The following is a 16,486-nucleotide window of genomic DNA, read 5'->3' as shown; positions in this document are numbered from 1 at the left end:
AGCCTCTTATATTGAGCCGGTCCTGCCTAGAAGCAGCGTGGGGACATCGAGCCGAGCCCGTTGCCTCAGTTTGGGCCAGACTCATTGAGGTCGCGGAGTAGTTGAGTGATACGGCGCTGAGTTGCGCGATGACGTTCGACTTCTCGGGGCCAGCCACGAACCTCTGCATCGATAACGAGTTCTTCCTCGCGCTGGAGCCGTGCCTGCAGCCTAGGTGCATATTCGCTCGTCGTGAGAAACTTCGGGCACGAAAGCATCAGTTCGCATTCGCACGGTCCTTCTGCCGGCAGCCGGAGGCAGTGGCCTAGTTCTAGTTCAGTCTTCAGGAAATTGGTTTGCAGCCAATGGATCGACTGATCATCGAGACGGCCGTTCATAAGCGCTTCAGCGGCAGGGCCCGCGATGCGGTGTCCGGACGCAAGAGCGTCTTCATACTGCTTGCGGACTTCGGGATCGGAAATCCTGCTGTAGATCATCGACATGGACGCGCTTTTGTGCCCAAGGATCGTCATGATCGTTTGGATCCGAGCACCCCCTTCCACGAGCTGGGTGCCCAGCGTGTGGCGGAGCCTGTGGGCGCTGACGGTCCTGGTGCCGTCATTGTCGACGAGTCCGGCGGCCGTGCTGGCCTTGTCGAAGGCATCGTCAAAGAGAGTGGCTGAGGACAGGAGCCTGCCTTTGCGCACGAAGACGTGTTCCTCGAGCCGTCCGGTGGTGGGGTCGTGACGGATGCCCGCCTTCCTTGTCTTGGCCTTCTCGATCGCTTCCTGCAGGGCAGCGGCTGCGTCAGGGTGCAGCGGTATCAGGCGCTCTGTATGGCCTTTACCCACGGGGACACGCAATCGCGGGTGGCCGCTGGCATATGTGTCCAGACTGCTGCAGGTCAGCCGCCGGATCTCATCTCTGCGAGCCCCGGACCAGCACAGCAACAGTAGGGCTGTCCGCTGCAACGGGTCAGTCAGTCCGTTGATCGCTTCCATTAGGGCGTCCAGTTCGTGTTGGGGCACATAGCGTGGAATGGTTTCGGGATTGCGGGGAGCGTCGCGGCTCGTCAGCAGTGGCCGGCCGGGAACGTCCTCCCAGCCCCAGATACCGGTGTCGCGGCAGAATGTGCCGATGGCATTGATTTCGTGTTTGCGGGTCGTGGCTTGCAAGGGTTGGCCGGTAGTTTGACTCACGTAAGTGGGCAGCCAGCGCAGGTAGTCTTCGACCAGGGTCCGGTCCAGGTCGCCCAGGGAGGTGATGTGCGGGTGTTCACGTCCCAGCCAGTTCACCAGACGGCGCAATCCCTGGCGTTCCGGACCGTCTGCGGGCGGTCGATCTTGGCCTCGAGACGGAGCCGGAGGTACCTCTCCACGACCGCGCGGATCCGCGGCGGACAAGGTTCCGGGAGCAGCTCCTGCTCCCAGCTTTCGCGGTGCCTGGTCTCGGTGACGGGTGCTTCAGTGATCTGACCAGCGTTGAACAGCAAGACGTGGAGGGTATGGACTTTGGCCAGATGGCTTCTGATGAAGCGCTCCCCGGCGTCGTCTCCTGTCATTTGCCATGGAGATTTCTCGTAGAGAGCAGCCCGTAGCTGGCCGAAGTCCTGCCGGCTGCCAAAGGCACGTATTCGCTCGGCGAGGTCAAATAAGTCATCGGCCCCTATATGAGTGATGTCAGGATCGCCACGCGATAGGACCAGCCGCCCTATGGACCATGTGAGGTTGGACCGGGAGGACACTGCGCCATAGCCCAGCTCCGTAAGCCGTGCAGCGTGTGTCTCCAGAAGGTCCAGGTCCACGCCCAGCCCCTTGCCACCTGCCTGCGCACTGAAAAGCCGGGCGTACTTGCGGACGAAGAGATAGTCATGATCCAGCGCAATCCCGTGCACAAGGGCCAGATAGACCAGATAGCCACTGGCTGTGAAGGTGCCGGTGCGGCCCGTGGCACGTAGCGGCGCCCCGGTGAAACCGGCGCGGGCGAGAAGGGGCGCGCCGAACCAGTCCTCCAAGTCAGGCCATGCCCGAACAAACCGGCGGTAGGAGGCCATCCGCTCATACCGCGCCGCCTGATTCGGCACGAAGGTGTTGACCCAGGTGCTGTACTCAGCCTCAGTGGCGTGCCTTCGCTCCCAAGGAGCGGCTATGTCTGCAGCTGAGGCTGCCCCGGGATTCACTGGAGGGCTCCCAGCGCGTTGCGGTACTCATCACGGACTTGGGCGTCGGAAACCCTGGTGTATATCCGAGTGGACTCCGGCGATGCGTGCCCCAGACGGCGCTGGAGCGCGAGCTCGCGCATTCCGGCCTCCCACATCAGGCTTGCATGGGTATGACGCAGCGCATGCGGCGTTTTCTCCGGTCCCCGGAAGCCGAGGCTGTCCAACCGGCGGGCGAACATCCGCACCAGCGCTGAGTAGGACAGCGGCTCACAGGCCCTTGCCCCGTGCCCGCCCACCAGGAAAATAAAGGGGCTCGGAGACTGCGAAGGACGCTCACGAAGGACGTATCTGTTCACGGCGTCGAGGGTGCGGGGCTCGAGCACATCGACGACGCGCTCCTGGCGAGATTTCCCCCTCGCCCCGCGAGGATGGTCATCCCTCTTACTGACGGTAACTCGTCGGCGGCCGTATGAGATGTCCTTAAGATGCAGGCTCAGAACCTCGCCGGGCCGCAGTCCGCCATCGAGCATCAGCAGCACCATCGCCAGATCCCTCAAACAGGTCATGCTCTCCAAGAGCGCCTCGACCTCAGATTCGGCCAGCGGACGCGGCAGACGCAGCGGCAGCTTAACCCTGATCTGCCTCCGGACTGGCTGCTGTCTGCTGGCACCTCCTGTGAACGGGCGGTGGCGCTCCGTCACCCTGGCCAATGCCAGGTCGGGCTGGCGGCGCATCGGATTCTCCGCTTCGAACAGTTCGACGACAATCGCCCACTCACAGAAGCTCGACACGGCCGCCAGCACGCGCGCAGCGCTGGTCGGCGCCAACCTCCGCCCATCCTGCCCGGCCACAGCCAGCCCGAGCCGCTGCGCCGGCCGTCGGCTCGGTCGCTTCCGCAACCAGCTTAGGAAGCTGACAGCAACGGCGGGCCGGAAGTCCTGCCAGTCCGTGGCCGTCTCGTCCAGGAACTCAAACAGATTCTTCAAGTCGAACCCGTAAGCGGAAGCGGTGTTTGGACTCCCACCGGAGTCGAGGATGTGCTGCAGGAAGCGGCACACCGGTGCCACCGCTGCCCCGGTCCGATCACAAAGCTCAATCGAGGAAACCACGCCAGACGACTTCGTCGTTACCACACGCATGTGCGTCACCTCTCCAGTGCAACACCCCCTGCCCTCCGCCGAAGTGAGGCGCGCAGCGTCCACATAAGAAAGAACTCGGCCATGATCAGCGCTTCCGTAATGCTCCGTCCCCTGCCCAGGGCGGCGGCTCCGGCATCGGACGCTTTGGCCTTCAGCGCGCTGTCCACGGTGGTCTTGGTGGGTCCGGTTTTCTTCGCGATCGCGGCCGCTGAAACGCCGATGAGGGAGAGCTGGTGGTAGGCCTCGGCTTCGTCCGCTTCGGTGAGCTCCGCGCGCTGGATGTTCTCCACCACCTGCGTCACGATGCGCTCGGCTTCCTCGGGGATTCGATGATCATGACCGGGATGGCGTCTCGTACGGCTTCGACGGCAGCGCGGGTGCGGCGCTGGCCCATCAGGACATGCACGGTGCCGTCGTCCTTGCGGTGGGCGATCACCGGTTCCATCACGCCGTGTTCCTTGATGCTGGCGATGAAGTCAGCGGTCAGGGCGGCGTCCTTGCGGACGTTGATGTCAACGGTCAGGGTTGCCGGGTCGAGCATTTCAAGCGTGGGTGTTGCGTTCATTGGTGGTGTTCCTTCTTGTCCGAGAAGTGCCGGTGGGTGGGGCGGCACTGGTGACCGGCCAGCTCCCCTGCTCCCCCCGTTGTTTTTTGGTTGCTGGCAAGCTTGCTTGCTCGGCGGCCGACGGAGGCCTGTCTACCCGCCAGGGCAAGGGGCGGGAAATTCCCGCAGGAAATCAGCGACGCAGGAGCGCCGCAGGGAAATTCCCGCGCCGCAGGCCCCGGTGGAGCTTGCGGAACCGGGGCTAGACGGGCTGGAGCGGACGCCTAGAATCCGCAGGACAGCAACCAGAAAACGTCGTAGACAAGACAGGTGATGACGGGCAGGAGCTCTGCGACGGACCGACAGCACCCAACAGCCGGCCGCGCCAGCGGACGCCCGTTCCCTGGTGAGCCCCTGCGAACCACGCATCAGCACCCCCGCCGAATCCCCCAAGGTTCGTGCCGCGGCCGGCAGGCCGCGCTCCCGTTGGCCCCCCGCGGACGTGGTGGGCGGGTGGCGCCGCCGGCGACCAACAGCGAGGCGGCGGACCGCCGACGGTGACCGGCCCCAAGAAGGGACCGGCCACCCCGCCAAGGCTAACTGGCGAGCAGTTCGGTCAGTTCGGCCGCGTCGGTCACCAGCACCGCGCCGCCCTCTTTCAGGAGTCGGTGGCATCCTGCCGTGTTTGCATTGTGTACATTGCCGGAACTGCTGCCACGTCAGCATGGGAAGCGCAAGTAATTTTTCAGTATTTAGCGGGCAGGCATTCCTTCCGAAAGACCATTTGGATAATGTCCACCCAGAGGCGTGCTGACAAGGACGGCCCGGACAATTAGGGGGACTGGGCATGATCCCACGGAATCTTCGGAAAACACTTGGCGCCTTCGCGATAGCTGTGGGTGTCACGGCGACAGCCCTTGACCCCGCGCAGGCGGCTGTGACCGATCCGATACCGGTGGGATCGACGACGGAATGCCAAGATGTCGTGGTCCTAGGGGCGCAAGGTTCTGGGCAGACTTTAGCTGACAATAACGGCTTTGGTCCCGAAGCATGGCTTGGATTGACGGCATACGCCGGACATATGGACGGCTACAAGATCGGATACTTCACGGTCCCATACCCATCTGCTCCAGCCGATCTTGTTGCCCTTACAACCATCAAATATCGTCAAACCTTCTTTGGGTCGATTGACCAGGGCGTATATGAAACGTTGAAGTTCCTGGAACAGCGGGTCCCGCGCTGCCAGGATGAGGGGGAACACTATGTGTTGATGGGGTATTCGCAGGGTGCGATGGTGATGCACAGGGTTCTCTGGCAACTTACCGACCACAAAACCAAATATGCGGCGCTGGGCAGGCAGCTCTTACCCCGTCTGGATGGTGTACTTGCGATTGCTGACGGTGACAGGGTTGCCAATCAAGGGGGCGTAGCCATGGATACCGCCGCAGATGGAGGTTCGGGCATATGGTGGCTTGGTCCTACCGTTGGCGCCCGCGCCAAGTACAAGCCACTGGAGCAGCCGATCCCTAATCTCGAGGAATTGCAGTGGTCGGCGACGAGGTTTCATTCGGTATGCCACGCTCAAGATCTCGTTTGTGACGCCAGCAACCTGGACTTGATCCCGGTTCCCCACCCGATCGCGAGTGCAATAAACGCGGGCATCGTTTCCAGGGCAAAGACAATTCACGAAAGTTTCTATCGGCCCAGCGGCGATAGCTCCGTGTTTGTTCGATCCGCTGCTACGAACATTGCTAAGACGTCCAAGGCCCAAAACCCGAAAAGCGGAACGGTGCTTCCAACGGTGCCGGTCCGGGTTGGCCAGCAGCGCAGCATCGCACTGGTCCCGGATGGGGACAACATTGCTTCCGTTCATTGGCTCTCCGATCCGGTTCCCAACGCGCGACTGTCTCCGGGTATGCCCTCAATCGCACCGACGTTGACCTGGTCTCCAACGGCCCCTCAAATTGTCGATTACTCGGTTCGCGTCAATTTCACCGACGGTACAAGCAAGGACGTGTCGGGCTCCCTGCAGGCATTTCCCGTACCTGCCCCATCCCTGTCAGTGGAGAATGTTAAAACGGCATATCTAACAGATTCTTATCGCACAGAGCCCTACTCAAGGGTTACCTTCGACGTGGTCAAAACGGCCACTTCGGACACCACGCCGCTTAAGAACCTCTCGAGCCGTGAGGACCCGGCCACAGATTATTTTTATTACTTATCAGGAGATACGAACGGCGATAATGATCTTGACGTTGGTGAAACCTGGTCTTACAGGGCAGACATTGACTGGATTTGGTGGGAACCTGACACGGTTCGCACGCGGACGATACTCGTTTTCGCCAATGACACCACCGGCGCAGGAGCGTGGACGGAGCTTCAAGTTCCCGTTACGCTGACACGCTAGGTTTGCGTGGGGCTCTCGGGTGAGGACGGGCAGAGGCTCTGCGACGGACCGGCAGCACCCAACAGCCGGCCGCGCCAGCGGACGCCGTAATGAGTCAGTAAAGGTCTCCTTAAAGCGGCCCTGGTTTTGCTAGACCTGTTGTCGTCCGGCGTCGGTCGTTTCCCCCAAGCCGTCCGATGCCGGTGGGCACCTATTCGGCCGCCTACACTCCTGTCGCTACATGCGGTCAAGGATGACAAAAGAGCCGGTCCCTACTGGGACCGGCTCTTCGCATTCCTCGGACAAAGGAAACCTGTGGTGCAGCGTGTTGCTGCCTGGTGCTAGAAGTTGTGGTGTTCCTGGGCGTGGGCGGTGTCCACGGGCCCGGTTTTTTCCCGGGCTGTGAGCAGCTGCAGCTCGATGATGTCTTCGGCAAGACTGGCGTCGGCAGCCGGCTGGTCGTCCTCGGTCAGGATGTATTCGGTTCCCACAGTTGCGCGCCCTCCGGTTGTCATGGTCATGCCACTGTAGTCCGGGATTCTGCATGTTCGCTGGGTAGGTGGCTGCGCCCGCGTCAGCGTCATCGGCGGCCGGAGGAGCGCCAGCGGGGGAGGCCGCCCCGCCACCGGAAAGGCCGGGCCGAATACCTAGTGGTGATCCGTCCCGGCCTTTCAGGCCTAGATCAGGCGGCGCTTGTAGGACGTGGCTTCGTCCCGGGCGACGTCGGCAATGTGGCCGCGGTTGATCAGTTCCCGCAGCAGCACCGCGAGCCGGAAATCGGATACGTCCTCAGCCGCGAGTTTCAGGTAGCGGTCGGCCTGGCTTCCGTGACCTTTGAGCCATTGAAGCCAGCCCATCAGTGTCAGCATGGGCGCCCGCTGTCCTGCCGGGACAACTTTCATCAGCTCGAAGGCGATAGCCTCGGCACGGTCAACGCGTGCCCAGTCGGGGCGCCCGGTGAGTTTGCCGGTCAGCACGTCTCCGAAGCTGCCGTTGTGGGTGGTGATGGTGTCCCGGAACAGAAAGTCACGGATGTGCCTGTGCTGGAATGCTGCCGCCAGCGCGCGGGCGGCCTCGGTGTCAGGCATTCCGTCGGCGTCCAACACGGCCGCCCATGTCGCGCACGCCATGTCGAGGTCCTCGAAGGTCCCCTCCGGCGCTTCCACCGGAAGCGCCCGCCCGCCCAGCAAAGCCGGGTTGTACACGTCAATGTCCGTAGCTGAACCAAAGTAGGTCAACGTCGCGTTGGCTTGACTGTCCTTGATAGCGTCCAGCGGGTTCCTCTCGGCGGTGCCGTACGTTCCCCAGTAAGTGCTGGTGACCAACAGGACCTGACGCACGGGCATCCGGGCTGTGGCCAGCTCGGTCACCAGCATGGCGACGTGAGCGGCATAGGGGTAGCCGTAAACCATGACCTCGTCGGTGTAGACGATCAGGTAGCTCTCGGTCGCCTTCTCGTCATTGGCGGCGTAGGTGGTCAGCGTCTGCGCGTAGTCCAACGGGTCGGCTTCGGCCGGTGCGTCCACGCGCAGGGTGGCTCCGAGGGTGTTCGCGCGTGCGGTGAGCACGACGAAGGATTCCTTCGGCTGGTTGCCCAGCAAGTGCGGGACGGTGGCGAGCAGGTCAGCGGAACCGGTAATGGTCAGTTTTTCAGTCATGGTGGTGTTCCTTCTTGTCCGAGAAGTGCCGGTGGGTGGGGCGGCACTGGTGACCGGCCAGCTCCCCTGCTCCCCCCGTTGTTTTTTGGTTGCTGGCAAGCTTGCTTGCTCGGCGGCCGACGGAGGCCTGTCTACCCGCCAGGGCAAGGGGCGGGAAATTCCCGCAGGAAATCAGCGACGCAGGAGCGCCGCAGGGAAATTCCCGCACCGCAGGCCCCGGTGGAGCTTGCGGAACCGGGGCTAGACGGGCTGGAGCGGACGCCTAGAATCCGCAGGACAGCAACCAGAAAACGTCGTAGACAAGACAGGTGATGACGGGCAGGAGCTCTGCGACGGACCGGCAGCGCCCAACAACCGGCCGCGCCAGCGGACGCCCGTTCCCTGGTGAGCCCTGCGAACCAGTTATCAGCACCTCCACCGAATTCCCCAAGGTTTGTACTGCGGCCGGCGGGCCGCGCTCCCCTTGGCCCCCCGCGGACGTGTTGGGCGGGTGGCGGTCCGCCGCCGGCGACCAGCAGCACCGGCCAGCCACGTGCGGCGGACCGCCGGCGGTGACCGGCCCCAGGAAAGGACCGCCACCGCCAAGGGTTTATTCGCGGCGGTCGTGCAGCGGCACGGCTCCGTAGAAGTCGATGGATTCGCGGAACCGGGCGTCGCTGCTGAAGATGAACGCGCCGCCGAACATGTACCAGGGCGCGGGTTCATCCTCGGTGGGCAGGGGTTCGGCGTGGTAGACGGCCCCGCTGGTGTTCTCACGCTTGACGATGCGCACCGCCGGGCGTTCCTCGGTCGGTGTGAAGATCCGGTCGATGCCGGGGCCGACGACGGTCACCTCGGTGACCTGGGCGGAGAGTCCCCGGTTGGAGAAGTCGATGCCCAGGGCGTCCCGGTAAATCAGGGCGGTGATGCCTCTCAGCGGCTCACTGTCTTTGTTCGCTGTGTCGTTGTGCTCGTTGTCGTTGCTCATGGTGGGTGCTCCTGGAAGGTTGGTGGGGCTGTACTGCCCGGCCTGGGTGGCCGGGCAGTACAGCGGGTTGGGTGTTGGTTAGGCGGCGTTGATGGCGTAGGGCATGCGGTACCGGCTGGGCAGTTCGGCGGCGGCTTCGGGCAGGTCGTCCGGGCCGTGGGCCTGTCCGTGCTTCCAGTAGAAGAAGGCGTGTTCGGTGATCGCGTCCCACTGCCGGGCCTTGGTCCGGTAGAAGGTGCAGGTCACGTCGCCCTCGCAGTACGTGGCGACGCCGAACAGGTTGCCGATGCTGTCCGCGGTGCGGGTGGCCGCGACCATGACGTAGGGCCACTGGCCCAGGTCCCATCCCTCCGATCCCCAGCTGGGGATCACGGCCCAGCCGTGCTCTGAAATGAGGTCCATCCAGTCGTAGCCGCCGTTCAGGTGGTAATCCCCCAGCACGGTCACGCCGTCGATGGTCTCGCCGGTGTCGGCGGTGGTGACGGCCTTGGTGATGACTGCGTTCATTGGTGGTGTTCCTTCTTGTCCGAGAAGTGCCGGTGGGTGGGGCGGCACTGGTGACCGGCCAGCGTCCCCTTCTCCCCCCGTTGTTTTTTGGTTGCTGGCAAGCTTGCTTGCTCGGCGGCCGACGGAGGCCCGTCTACCCGCCAGGGCAAGGGGCGGGAAATTCCCGAAGGAAATCAGCGACGCAGGAGCGCCGCAGGGAAATTCCCGCACCGCAGGCCCCGGTGGAGCTTGCGGAACCGGGGCTAGACGGGCTGGAGCGGACGCCTAGAATCCGCAGGACAGCAACCAGAAAACGTCGTAGACAAGACAGGTGATGACGGGCAGGAGCTCTGCGACGGACCGGCAGCGCCCAACAACCGGCCGCGCCAGCGGACGCCCATCAACTGGTTGGAGCGCAGCGGAAGCCAGGCTCCGTGGCCACAGCGCCGGTCGATGTGGCATGCTCGAAAGCGTAAGCAGCAGGATGTTTACACAGCAGAGGGTCCGCACTCCAAGAGAGTGGATCCTCTGCTTCTTCTCAAGAGATCCGGTACGCGTTGGTACCGTTGAACCGTCTCGCCAGTTGCAGTGGAATTCGGGGGAGTTCCGACTGCTGGCGGGACACCTCTTCGACGGGACAGGGTATGGGGCTGCGAAGCTTACGGAGAACAACCCAGGCCCGTGAACATGGCTCTTGCGGGCGGCTGCCCCAAGGTCCCGCAACTTATTTGCAAGCCCTGCAAGACAGAGTGGTCTTGCCCACCCCCCAGGGGCGCTGTCGAGGACAAAGGCGGCGGATAAATGGCCAGGTCCGGAGAGTCTCCCCCAATGCTCTCCGGGCCTGGTGATCCAGCCGCCAGCAGGTCGCCTGTGCGCGAAGGCGTCATTTCTTAGCAGGGGTTGTCTCCGTACCGGTGGCAGGATGGTTCCGTGGCGACCAGGCGAAAGATGACGGCCCCGAATGTGGAGTGGGTGCTCATGTACCGGAAGGGTCTGAGCCGGGGGCAGATCGCCGAGCTCACCGGCGCTGCGCCGGCAACTGTCGGGTACCACCTCCGCCTCGCCCGGGAACGGGAACCCGGCCTGCAGAACGAACACGAAAGTGCGGCGCGGAAACCCGAGGTCACCGGGCAGGGGCGGGAACGGCTGGGCCAGCTCGCGGCCTTCGTGCAGGAGACCGGCCGGTACCCCTCCCGATGCTCAGACGACGGAGCGGAGCGGATTCTGGCAGGGTGGCTGCAGCGGCGCCGCCGCGAAGCAACCGCTGGGACCCTCGCACCGGCCTACCTTCAGGCCTTGGCGGTGCTGCCCGGCTGGCAGGGCACACCCCGGGCCGTGGCCGATGAGGCACGCTGGCAGGACCGCCTCACGGAGCTGGCCGGTTACCTGGCCTCAGGGCAGGACTGGCCGCGCCACAAAGCCACCATCACCGGCCAGGAGCATGAGCTCGGTATCTGGCTGCACATCCAGCGGTTCAAACTGCGCCGTGGCGAACTCGACCCCGCCAGGGCGCAGGCCCTGGATGCTGCCGTCCCGGGGTGGCGGACCGGCAGGACCCGCGGCAAGAAACCCACACGCTAGAACGGGTTGTGCCCACTGGGGGCAGGTGGAGCCCTCCGCACAGCTCAGGCTGTCCCCATTGGCGTGCAACCCGTTCTTTGTCGTACCCCTCCCCCACAATGAACAGCGGCGGCTCAGAAGGCCGCTTTTTACTGGCGTGTCTATTCGAATATATGTTCTAAGGTTGTGTTATGGGACCGGAGCAAGCCAGCGCTTTGCAGGCGCGGTACGCCCGCCGGGCCGGCCCGATTGGGCTGACGGTGGAGGAGCTCGATTTCGAGCACTTCCCGGTCAAGAACGGCTTTCCCGGGATCCCGGTGAAGGCGTGGATCCGGTTCCCGAACTGCGCCGAACTGGTGGACGGCGAGGTGTTCGCCTGGACAGCCAAGGCAGCCGAAGTGACATGGATGGATGGGCCGGTGACGTACCGGACCTGGGTGTGGAGTTCGGCGGTGACCCGCCGCGAAGAAATGATGAACAGAAACTTGGGAGAGCGGACCAACCGTGACAGCAACACTGAATGAAACAACCCTCGACGTCCCCGTCGATGTCCGGTTCACCGCCGCCGGGACTCCCCTGGCCGTCCGCTACGACGGGCGGGTGTGGGCCGTGGCAGCGGAGCCGGTGCACTGGTTCGACCGGGATTCCTGGTGGGCGACCCGGCGGACCGCGCCGGTCGGGGTCGGGAACGTCGTGGCCGTCGAACACTGGCGGGTTCAGGTCCGCCTGACCTCGACGTCGGCGTTGCGGACCTTCGAGCTGCGCCGGGACCCGCTGTCGGAGCAGTGGCTGCTGGAGTCCATCGCTGACAACTGAGGACAAGTGAGCCCGGGTCTGCGTAGCGTGGGGCCATGGGACTGCTCTACGACGATCCGCGGCTGGCCGCGCTGGCGCTGACGCGCATCGCCGCGGAGGAAGCCGATGGCCCCAGTGAACTGACCGGCCGCATGCATGAAGTCCTGGACGACCTTGTGGAGCGCAACGGGACCGGGTACCTGACGGAGCTGGCCATCGCCTTGCCCGGGCAAGGTTTATCGCCCTTGATGAACTGGCCAGGGTCACCGGGACCGGCACGGCAAAGCTGCTCGATGCAGTGGAAATCGAGGGCATTGGAAGGCTTCGATGACGGCGCCTGACCCGCGGGCCGGCGTCGGGCTGCCGGCGGGGCTTGCGCCGCCGGTGAAAGTCGCCTTGGCGCGGGCCGTCACGAAGATGCCCCGGCCCGGCGCGTTGCCCGGCACCTTGACGTTTGAACCTAAGTGGGACGGGTACAGATGTATTGCCATCCGCGACAACAACGGAGCCACCTTGTGGTCGCGGCAGAACAAGAACCTCACGAGATACTTCCCCGAACTCACAGCAGCCATCAAAGCTGCCGTCCCTCCGGGCTGCGTGATCGACGGCGAGGCCGTGATCTGGACCGGCGGCCAGCTGGACTTCTCCGCCCTGCAGCAGCGCCTGGGCGCCGGCCCGAAAACCCTCCCCGCACTGGTCCGGCAGGCGCCGGCCAACTACGTTGCGTTCGATGTCCTTGCCGTGGCCGGACATGATGCCCGGGACCTGCCGCTGAGCCAGCGGCGGGCGCTCCTGGAAGAACTCGCCAGCGCATGGGAGCCCCCGCTGTCCCTCTCCCCCACCACGACCGACCCCAAGGTGGCAGCTGAGTGGTTTGAAGAGCTGCCCCATACCGGGATCGAGGGCCTGATCATCAAAGGCGCCGATCAGCCGTACACACCGCGAGTCCGGTCGTGGTTGAAGCTGAAGCACAGAGAAACCGTGGAAATCATCTGTGGGGCGGTGATCGGCCCGATCAACCGACCCTCTGAGCTTGTGGCCGGCCTGGTGCTGGACGGGGAGCTGCGGATCGTCGGCCGCTCCAGCCCCTTGAAGACGGCGGACGCCCGGGAACTGGCGCGCTGGCTCCAGCCGCCCCGCGGCCATCACCCGTGGCCCGCCACGGTGAAAGGCACGACCTTGGACAGGTTCAACCGGGACAAGGAACCCGTCACGCTGACGCTCGTGGAACCGGTCGTCGTGGAAGTATCCGCCGATACGGCCTGGTCAGGCCGCTCCTTCCGCCACGCACTGCGCGTGCTCAGGGCCAGGCCCGAACTATCCCCGGCCGACGTCGTCCTGCCGGAAAGACTCCTGCCGCCCGCCTGACTGGTTATTGTCATGACCGCCTGACACACTGACTGTCAGGAATACCTGACAGGAGAGGTTGCAGGTCATGGGCTGGGTATCAACAGACAACGAGCACGAGGGCTGGGCAGCGTGCGTCGCGCCGGACGGGCGGCTGTCCGCATCCTCATCCGGCGAAGGAATGCTCTTCCGCGGCATATCCGGCCGCTACAAGCGTGACAAGATGATGCCCGACTATGAAGTCGTCCCGGACGCCGAGATCGTGGGCTGGCGGGGACAGTGCGTGTGCGGCTGGCAAGGCGAGATGTGGGAACGGGTCATCTCACGCGCGGACGCCGACTTCAACCACCGCCGGGACTATGTCTCCCCGGAGGATTCCGCTCACGCCTCTCTAAAAGTCGAAGACGCCATCCATGACGAGTGGAAGGCCCACATCGGCCCCTCCGAAGCGCTCCTCGGCGTGGAGGCAGCCGCCCGCGAATACAACCAGGCCGGACACCGGCTCGACAAGACTGTCGCAGCCGCCAAAGCAGCCGGAGCGTCGTGGGCGGACATCGGCCGGGCAGTAGGCATCAGCCGCCAGTCCGCACACGAGCGGTGGGCAGACAAACAGTGAACCCGGCGTCCTGGCGGCCCACGCGGATGGCATCGGCGCCTGTGGCCTGACAAAGCCGTTCGTTAGCAATGAAACGACATGGGGAAAGTTTGTCAGTGCCGCCCTGCATCCTTATCCAAGGAAACCAAGCAGCTCAAATATGGACCGGAAACTAGTGAACTAGGGCGCGGCGATCCCTGCTCTGGGTCATTTGTGCGACAGAATGTCGGGTGAACTACCCAGATAGGACATCATGGACAACGTAAATACGCTTCTCGGGCAGGCGCGCGCCCGCTACACCCAGCGGCAGCTCGCTGAGCAACTCAACGTTTCGGATCGAACTGTAGCGCGTTGGGAGAGTGGCGAGACCGCCTGCCCCACAATGCTCGCGCCCGCACTGAAAGAACTGCTTGGGCTGCGGACTGTCTCGGGAGCGGACGATTTCAAGTTCATTGATCTCTTCGCCGGCATCGGGGGCATCCGGAAGGGCTTCGAGGCCCATGGCGGCTGCTGCGTCTTCACCAGCGAGTGGAACAAGTACGCCGAAAAGACGTATCTAACCAACTTCCCCGACGATCAGGAAGACTCCCACACGTTCGTCGGTGACATCCAGCCATTCCCTGCCGAGGAAGTACCGGACCACGACATTCTGCTGGGCGGTTTCCCGTGCCAGCCGTTTTCCATCGCTGGCGTAAGCAAAAAGAACTCCCTCGGCCGCCTTCACGGATTTGAAGACGCTACCCAGGGCACCCTGTTTTTCGATGTGGCCCGGATCATCAACGAAAAGCGCCCGGCAGCGTTCATGCTCGAGAACGTCAAGAATCTCCGTTCCCATGACAAGGGACGCACTTTTGCTGTGATCATGCAGACCCTCCAGGAGGAGCTCGGGTACGAGGTTCACGCCAAGGTCATCGACGCGATCAACTTCACGCCTCAGCACCGGGAGCGCATCATCATCGTGGGTTTCCGCGAACCCACTGATTTCAGCTGGGACGATCTGGAAATCCCGCCCGTTGGCCCGAAGCTTCACACCATCCTGCACAAGACTGACGGAACTGAACCGTTCCTTGAATGGGACGGCGACCGGTTCTTTGACCACGAGAATGACGAGGTGCAGGCCAAGTTCACCCTGACGCCTAATTTGTGGGCCTATCTGCAGGCGTACGCTGCCAAGCACAAGGCCGCCGGCAATGGCTTTGGCTTCGGTCTGGTTCACCCCATGGGAACATCAAGGACCCTCTCCGCGCGGTACTACAAGGACGGCTCGGAGATCCTCGTCGCACAGGACGGTCTTCGGCCACGCCGGCTGACTCCGCGCGAGTGCGCGCGGCTGATGGGATATGACGACACTTTCAGGATTCCCGTAAGTGACACCCAGGCCTACAAGCAGTTCGGAAACAGTGTTGTCACACCGGTCATGAGCGAGATTGCCCGGATCATGACCCCGCACGTACTCAAAATCATGAACCAGCCTGTCGCCGTAGAGTCTCTTTCTGCCTGACCTGCCTCACGTTCGCGGCCGTGTCGTGGTACCCGTGTGAGACGGCGCCACGATACGGTCAGTCCGGCGTGCATGTCTGGTCTTTTAGCGTTGGGGGAAGTGTATGGATTTCGGTGACCTGGCTGATCATTTCGACGGAGTAGCTGCCAAGATCCTCAGCACCGTGGAGACTGTGGGCCGAAGTTCAAACCAGCACGAACTCGACGGAGTCAAAGCCCTCCAAGCCCTCTTCGGGCGCCCCACGGAGAAACTGTTCATCTCAACACGGTTTCTGTTGGTTTCCGATGACACCGATGAGCCTGTAGCCGAAGACGGCACGCTGACTTTTTATGATGCCCGGGTCAACATCCCCAAGCGGTCCGAATACCGCCTGTACTACCCGGCGTCGGTAGAAGCGATGAAAAGGGCGAAGCCTGGCGACGTGGTCTTCATCGCCAAACAGAGGAACGGGGACGCCCTGTTCATTGTGGCCCCGTCCGGGTCCAGCATCGCTGCCCAGCTCGACTGGCTCTTCGGCACAGACGTACTGGAGCACCGAGGCTTTTCCGTCCGATCGGAACTTGAAACCGGGCACGACAGTCTGAGCCTGACCGCCATGTACCTGCTGGATATGCTCGGCATCGCCATCGAACCCGTCAACGACGACTGGCTTGACAGGATCCTGGCAAAGTTTGGACCCCGGTTCCCAACGTCAGCCGAATTTGGTGCTTTTGCCCGCTCCACCCTCCCTGACCTCCATCCGGCTGACGACCCTGACAAGGTGCTGATGGCATGGATGGAGCAGGAAGAAATACTCTTCCGAACCTTGGAACGACATCTGGCCACGGACACTCTGGACGCCCTTTACAAGGACGGGCACGTGGACGTGGACCGATTTATCGAAGTCTCGCTCTCCTTGCACAACCGGCGTAAAAGCCGCGCCGGGAAGGGACTGGAGAACCAGCTCATCGCCCTCTTCGATTCTTTGGAAGTACGCCACACGTTCAACCCCGTAACGGAGAACAGAACACGCCCGGACTTCATCTTCCCGGGCATTAGCGAATACCTCGACCCCGGCTTCCCGCCCCTCAATCTGACCATGCTTGGAGTTAAGACCACATGCAAAGATCGATGGCGTCAGGTCCTCAGTGAAGCAAAACGCATCGAAGAAAAACATCTCCTGACGCTTGAGAGCCCTATCAGCCCTGCCCAGACTGACGAAATGAAAGACCACCAGATCCAGCTGGTCATTCCACGATCCTTGCATGAACCGTACAAGCAGGAGCAACGGCAATGGATCATGAGCGTAAACGACTTCGTCACCATGACGAGAGAGCGCGACCAGCACGGCCCGGCCCAGGCCGTCCTTCTCTGACCGGCAAAAGGAGA

Annotated in this window: 16 protein-coding genes and 2 pseudogenes; 9 read left to right on the top strand and 9 right to left on the bottom strand. The window is 63.2% G+C overall.

The genetic code is table 11. The features are described from left to right. Positions 1-65 precede the first annotated feature (65 nt). From ACIP9X_RS14815 to ACIP9X_RS14795, 5 genes and pseudogenes are all read right to left on the bottom strand, one after another. Positions 66-1,274 carry a tyrosine-type recombinase/integrase gene (locus ACIP9X_RS14815; protein ID WP_400480500.1) on the bottom strand — a complete coding sequence of 403 codons (1,209 nt, stop codon included), beginning with the start codon at positions 1,272-1,274 and terminating at the stop codon, positions 66-68. Beyond that, complete coding sequence (locus ACIP9X_RS14810; protein WP_400480499.1) at positions 1,271-2,158, bottom strand: hypothetical protein; 888 nt, start codon at positions 2,156-2,158, stop codon at positions 1,271-1,273. Before ACIP9X_RS14810 ends, ACIP9X_RS14815 begins: the two co-directional genes overlap by 4 nt. Continuing rightward, the gene (locus ACIP9X_RS14805; protein WP_400480498.1) at positions 2,155-3,279 is read right to left on the bottom strand and encodes a tyrosine-type recombinase/integrase; all 1,125 of its coding nucleotides are present in this window, start codon (positions 3,277-3,279) and stop codon (positions 2,155-2,157) included. The genes ACIP9X_RS14810 and ACIP9X_RS14805 overlap by 4 nt, the downstream gene beginning before the upstream one ends. Positions 3,280-3,350: 71 nt before the next feature. Beyond that, positions 3,351-3,844, bottom strand: a pseudogene (locus ACIP9X_RS14800) (ParB/RepB/Spo0J family partition protein); the annotation flags it as partial. Between the two features lie 575 nt (positions 3,845-4,419). Continuing rightward, positions 4,420-4,527: pseudogene (locus tag ACIP9X_RS14795) on the bottom strand (DNA-protecting protein DprA); the annotation flags it as partial. A gap of 143 nt (positions 4,528-4,670) precedes the next feature. Between ACIP9X_RS14795 and ACIP9X_RS14790 the strand changes: the two are divergent. Beyond that, the gene (locus ACIP9X_RS14790; RefSeq protein WP_400480497.1) at positions 4,671-6,230 is read left to right on the top strand and encodes a cutinase family protein; all 1,560 of its coding nucleotides are present in this window, start codon (positions 4,671-4,673) and stop codon (positions 6,228-6,230) included. Positions 6,231-6,550: 320 nt separating this feature from the next. Here the strand turns inward: ACIP9X_RS14790 and ACIP9X_RS14785 are convergent, their stop codons facing one another. The 4 genes from ACIP9X_RS14785 to ACIP9X_RS14770 all read right to left on the bottom strand — a co-directional run bounded on the left by ACIP9X_RS14785 (position 6,551) and on the right by ACIP9X_RS14770 (position 9,341). Further along, on the bottom strand, positions 6,551-6,730 hold the full coding sequence (locus ACIP9X_RS14785) for a hypothetical protein (RefSeq protein ID WP_400480496.1): 180 nt from the start codon (positions 6,728-6,730) through the stop codon (positions 6,551-6,553). A gap of 156 nt (positions 6,731-6,886) precedes the next feature. Next, entirely contained in the window at positions 6,887-7,867 is a 981-nt protein-coding gene (locus tag ACIP9X_RS14780) for a DUF4192 family protein (RefSeq protein WP_400480495.1), read from the bottom strand. Positions 7,868-8,456: 589 nt separating this feature from the next. Further along, the gene (locus tag ACIP9X_RS14775; RefSeq protein WP_400480494.1) at positions 8,457-8,834 is read right to left on the bottom strand and encodes a hypothetical protein; all 378 of its coding nucleotides are present in this window, start codon (positions 8,832-8,834) and stop codon (positions 8,457-8,459) included. A 78-nt stretch (positions 8,835-8,912) separates the two neighbouring features. Next, positions 8,913-9,341 (bottom strand): hypothetical protein, encoded by a 429-nt coding sequence (locus ACIP9X_RS14770; RefSeq protein WP_400480493.1) that lies wholly within the window; start codon positions 9,339-9,341, stop codon positions 8,913-8,915. 927 nt (positions 9,342-10,268) lie between these two features. Here ACIP9X_RS14770 and ACIP9X_RS14765 point away from each other — a divergent pair. From ACIP9X_RS14765 to ACIP9X_RS14730, 8 genes are all read left to right on the top strand, one after another. Beyond that, positions 10,269-10,901, top strand: a complete 633-nt coding sequence (locus ACIP9X_RS14765) for a helicase associated domain-containing protein (protein ID WP_400480492.1) — start codon at positions 10,269-10,271, stop codon at positions 10,899-10,901. A gap of 170 nt (positions 10,902-11,071) precedes the next feature. Continuing rightward, the gene (locus ACIP9X_RS14760) at positions 11,072-11,404 is read left to right on the top strand and encodes a hypothetical protein (RefSeq protein ID WP_400480491.1); all 333 of its coding nucleotides are present in this window, start codon (positions 11,072-11,074) and stop codon (positions 11,402-11,404) included. Further along, positions 11,385-11,696 carry a hypothetical protein gene (locus ACIP9X_RS14755; RefSeq protein ID WP_400480490.1) on the top strand — a complete coding sequence of 104 codons (312 nt, stop codon included), beginning with the start codon at positions 11,385-11,387 and terminating at the stop codon, positions 11,694-11,696. The genes ACIP9X_RS14760 and ACIP9X_RS14755 overlap by 20 nt, the downstream gene beginning before the upstream one ends. A 35-nt stretch (positions 11,697-11,731) precedes the next feature. Continuing rightward, complete coding sequence (locus ACIP9X_RS14750) at positions 11,732-12,016, top strand: hypothetical protein (protein WP_400480489.1); 285 nt, start codon at positions 11,732-11,734, stop codon at positions 12,014-12,016. Next, on the top strand, positions 12,003-13,043 hold the full coding sequence (locus ACIP9X_RS14745) for an ATP-dependent DNA ligase (RefSeq protein ID WP_400480488.1): 1,041 nt from the start codon (positions 12,003-12,005) through the stop codon (positions 13,041-13,043). The genes ACIP9X_RS14750 and ACIP9X_RS14745 overlap by 14 nt, the downstream gene beginning before the upstream one ends. A gap of 67 nt (positions 13,044-13,110) precedes the next feature. Next, the gene (locus ACIP9X_RS14740) at positions 13,111-13,638 is read left to right on the top strand and encodes a hypothetical protein (protein ID WP_400480487.1); all 528 of its coding nucleotides are present in this window, start codon (positions 13,111-13,113) and stop codon (positions 13,636-13,638) included. 232 nt (positions 13,639-13,870) lie between these two features. Beyond that, positions 13,871-15,118, top strand: coding sequence for a DNA (cytosine-5-)-methyltransferase (dcm, locus tag ACIP9X_RS14735; RefSeq protein WP_400480486.1), 1,248 nt, complete (start codon positions 13,871-13,873; stop codon positions 15,116-15,118). 103 nt (positions 15,119-15,221) lie between these two features. Further along, a complete protein-coding gene (locus ACIP9X_RS14730; protein WP_400480485.1) occupies positions 15,222-16,472 on the top strand; it encodes a type II restriction endonuclease in 1,251 nt (416 codons plus the stop codon). Positions 16,473-16,486 lie beyond the last annotated feature (14 nt).

The organism is Arthrobacter sp. NPDC093125 (genome assembly GCF_044754225.1).
In the GTDB taxonomy this organism is placed as follows: Bacteria; Actinomycetota; Actinomycetes; order Actinomycetales; family Micrococcaceae; genus Arthrobacter.
The sequence above is the reverse complement of the archived record's forward strand: the minus strand, read 5'-3'. Positions and strand labels throughout refer to the sequence as shown.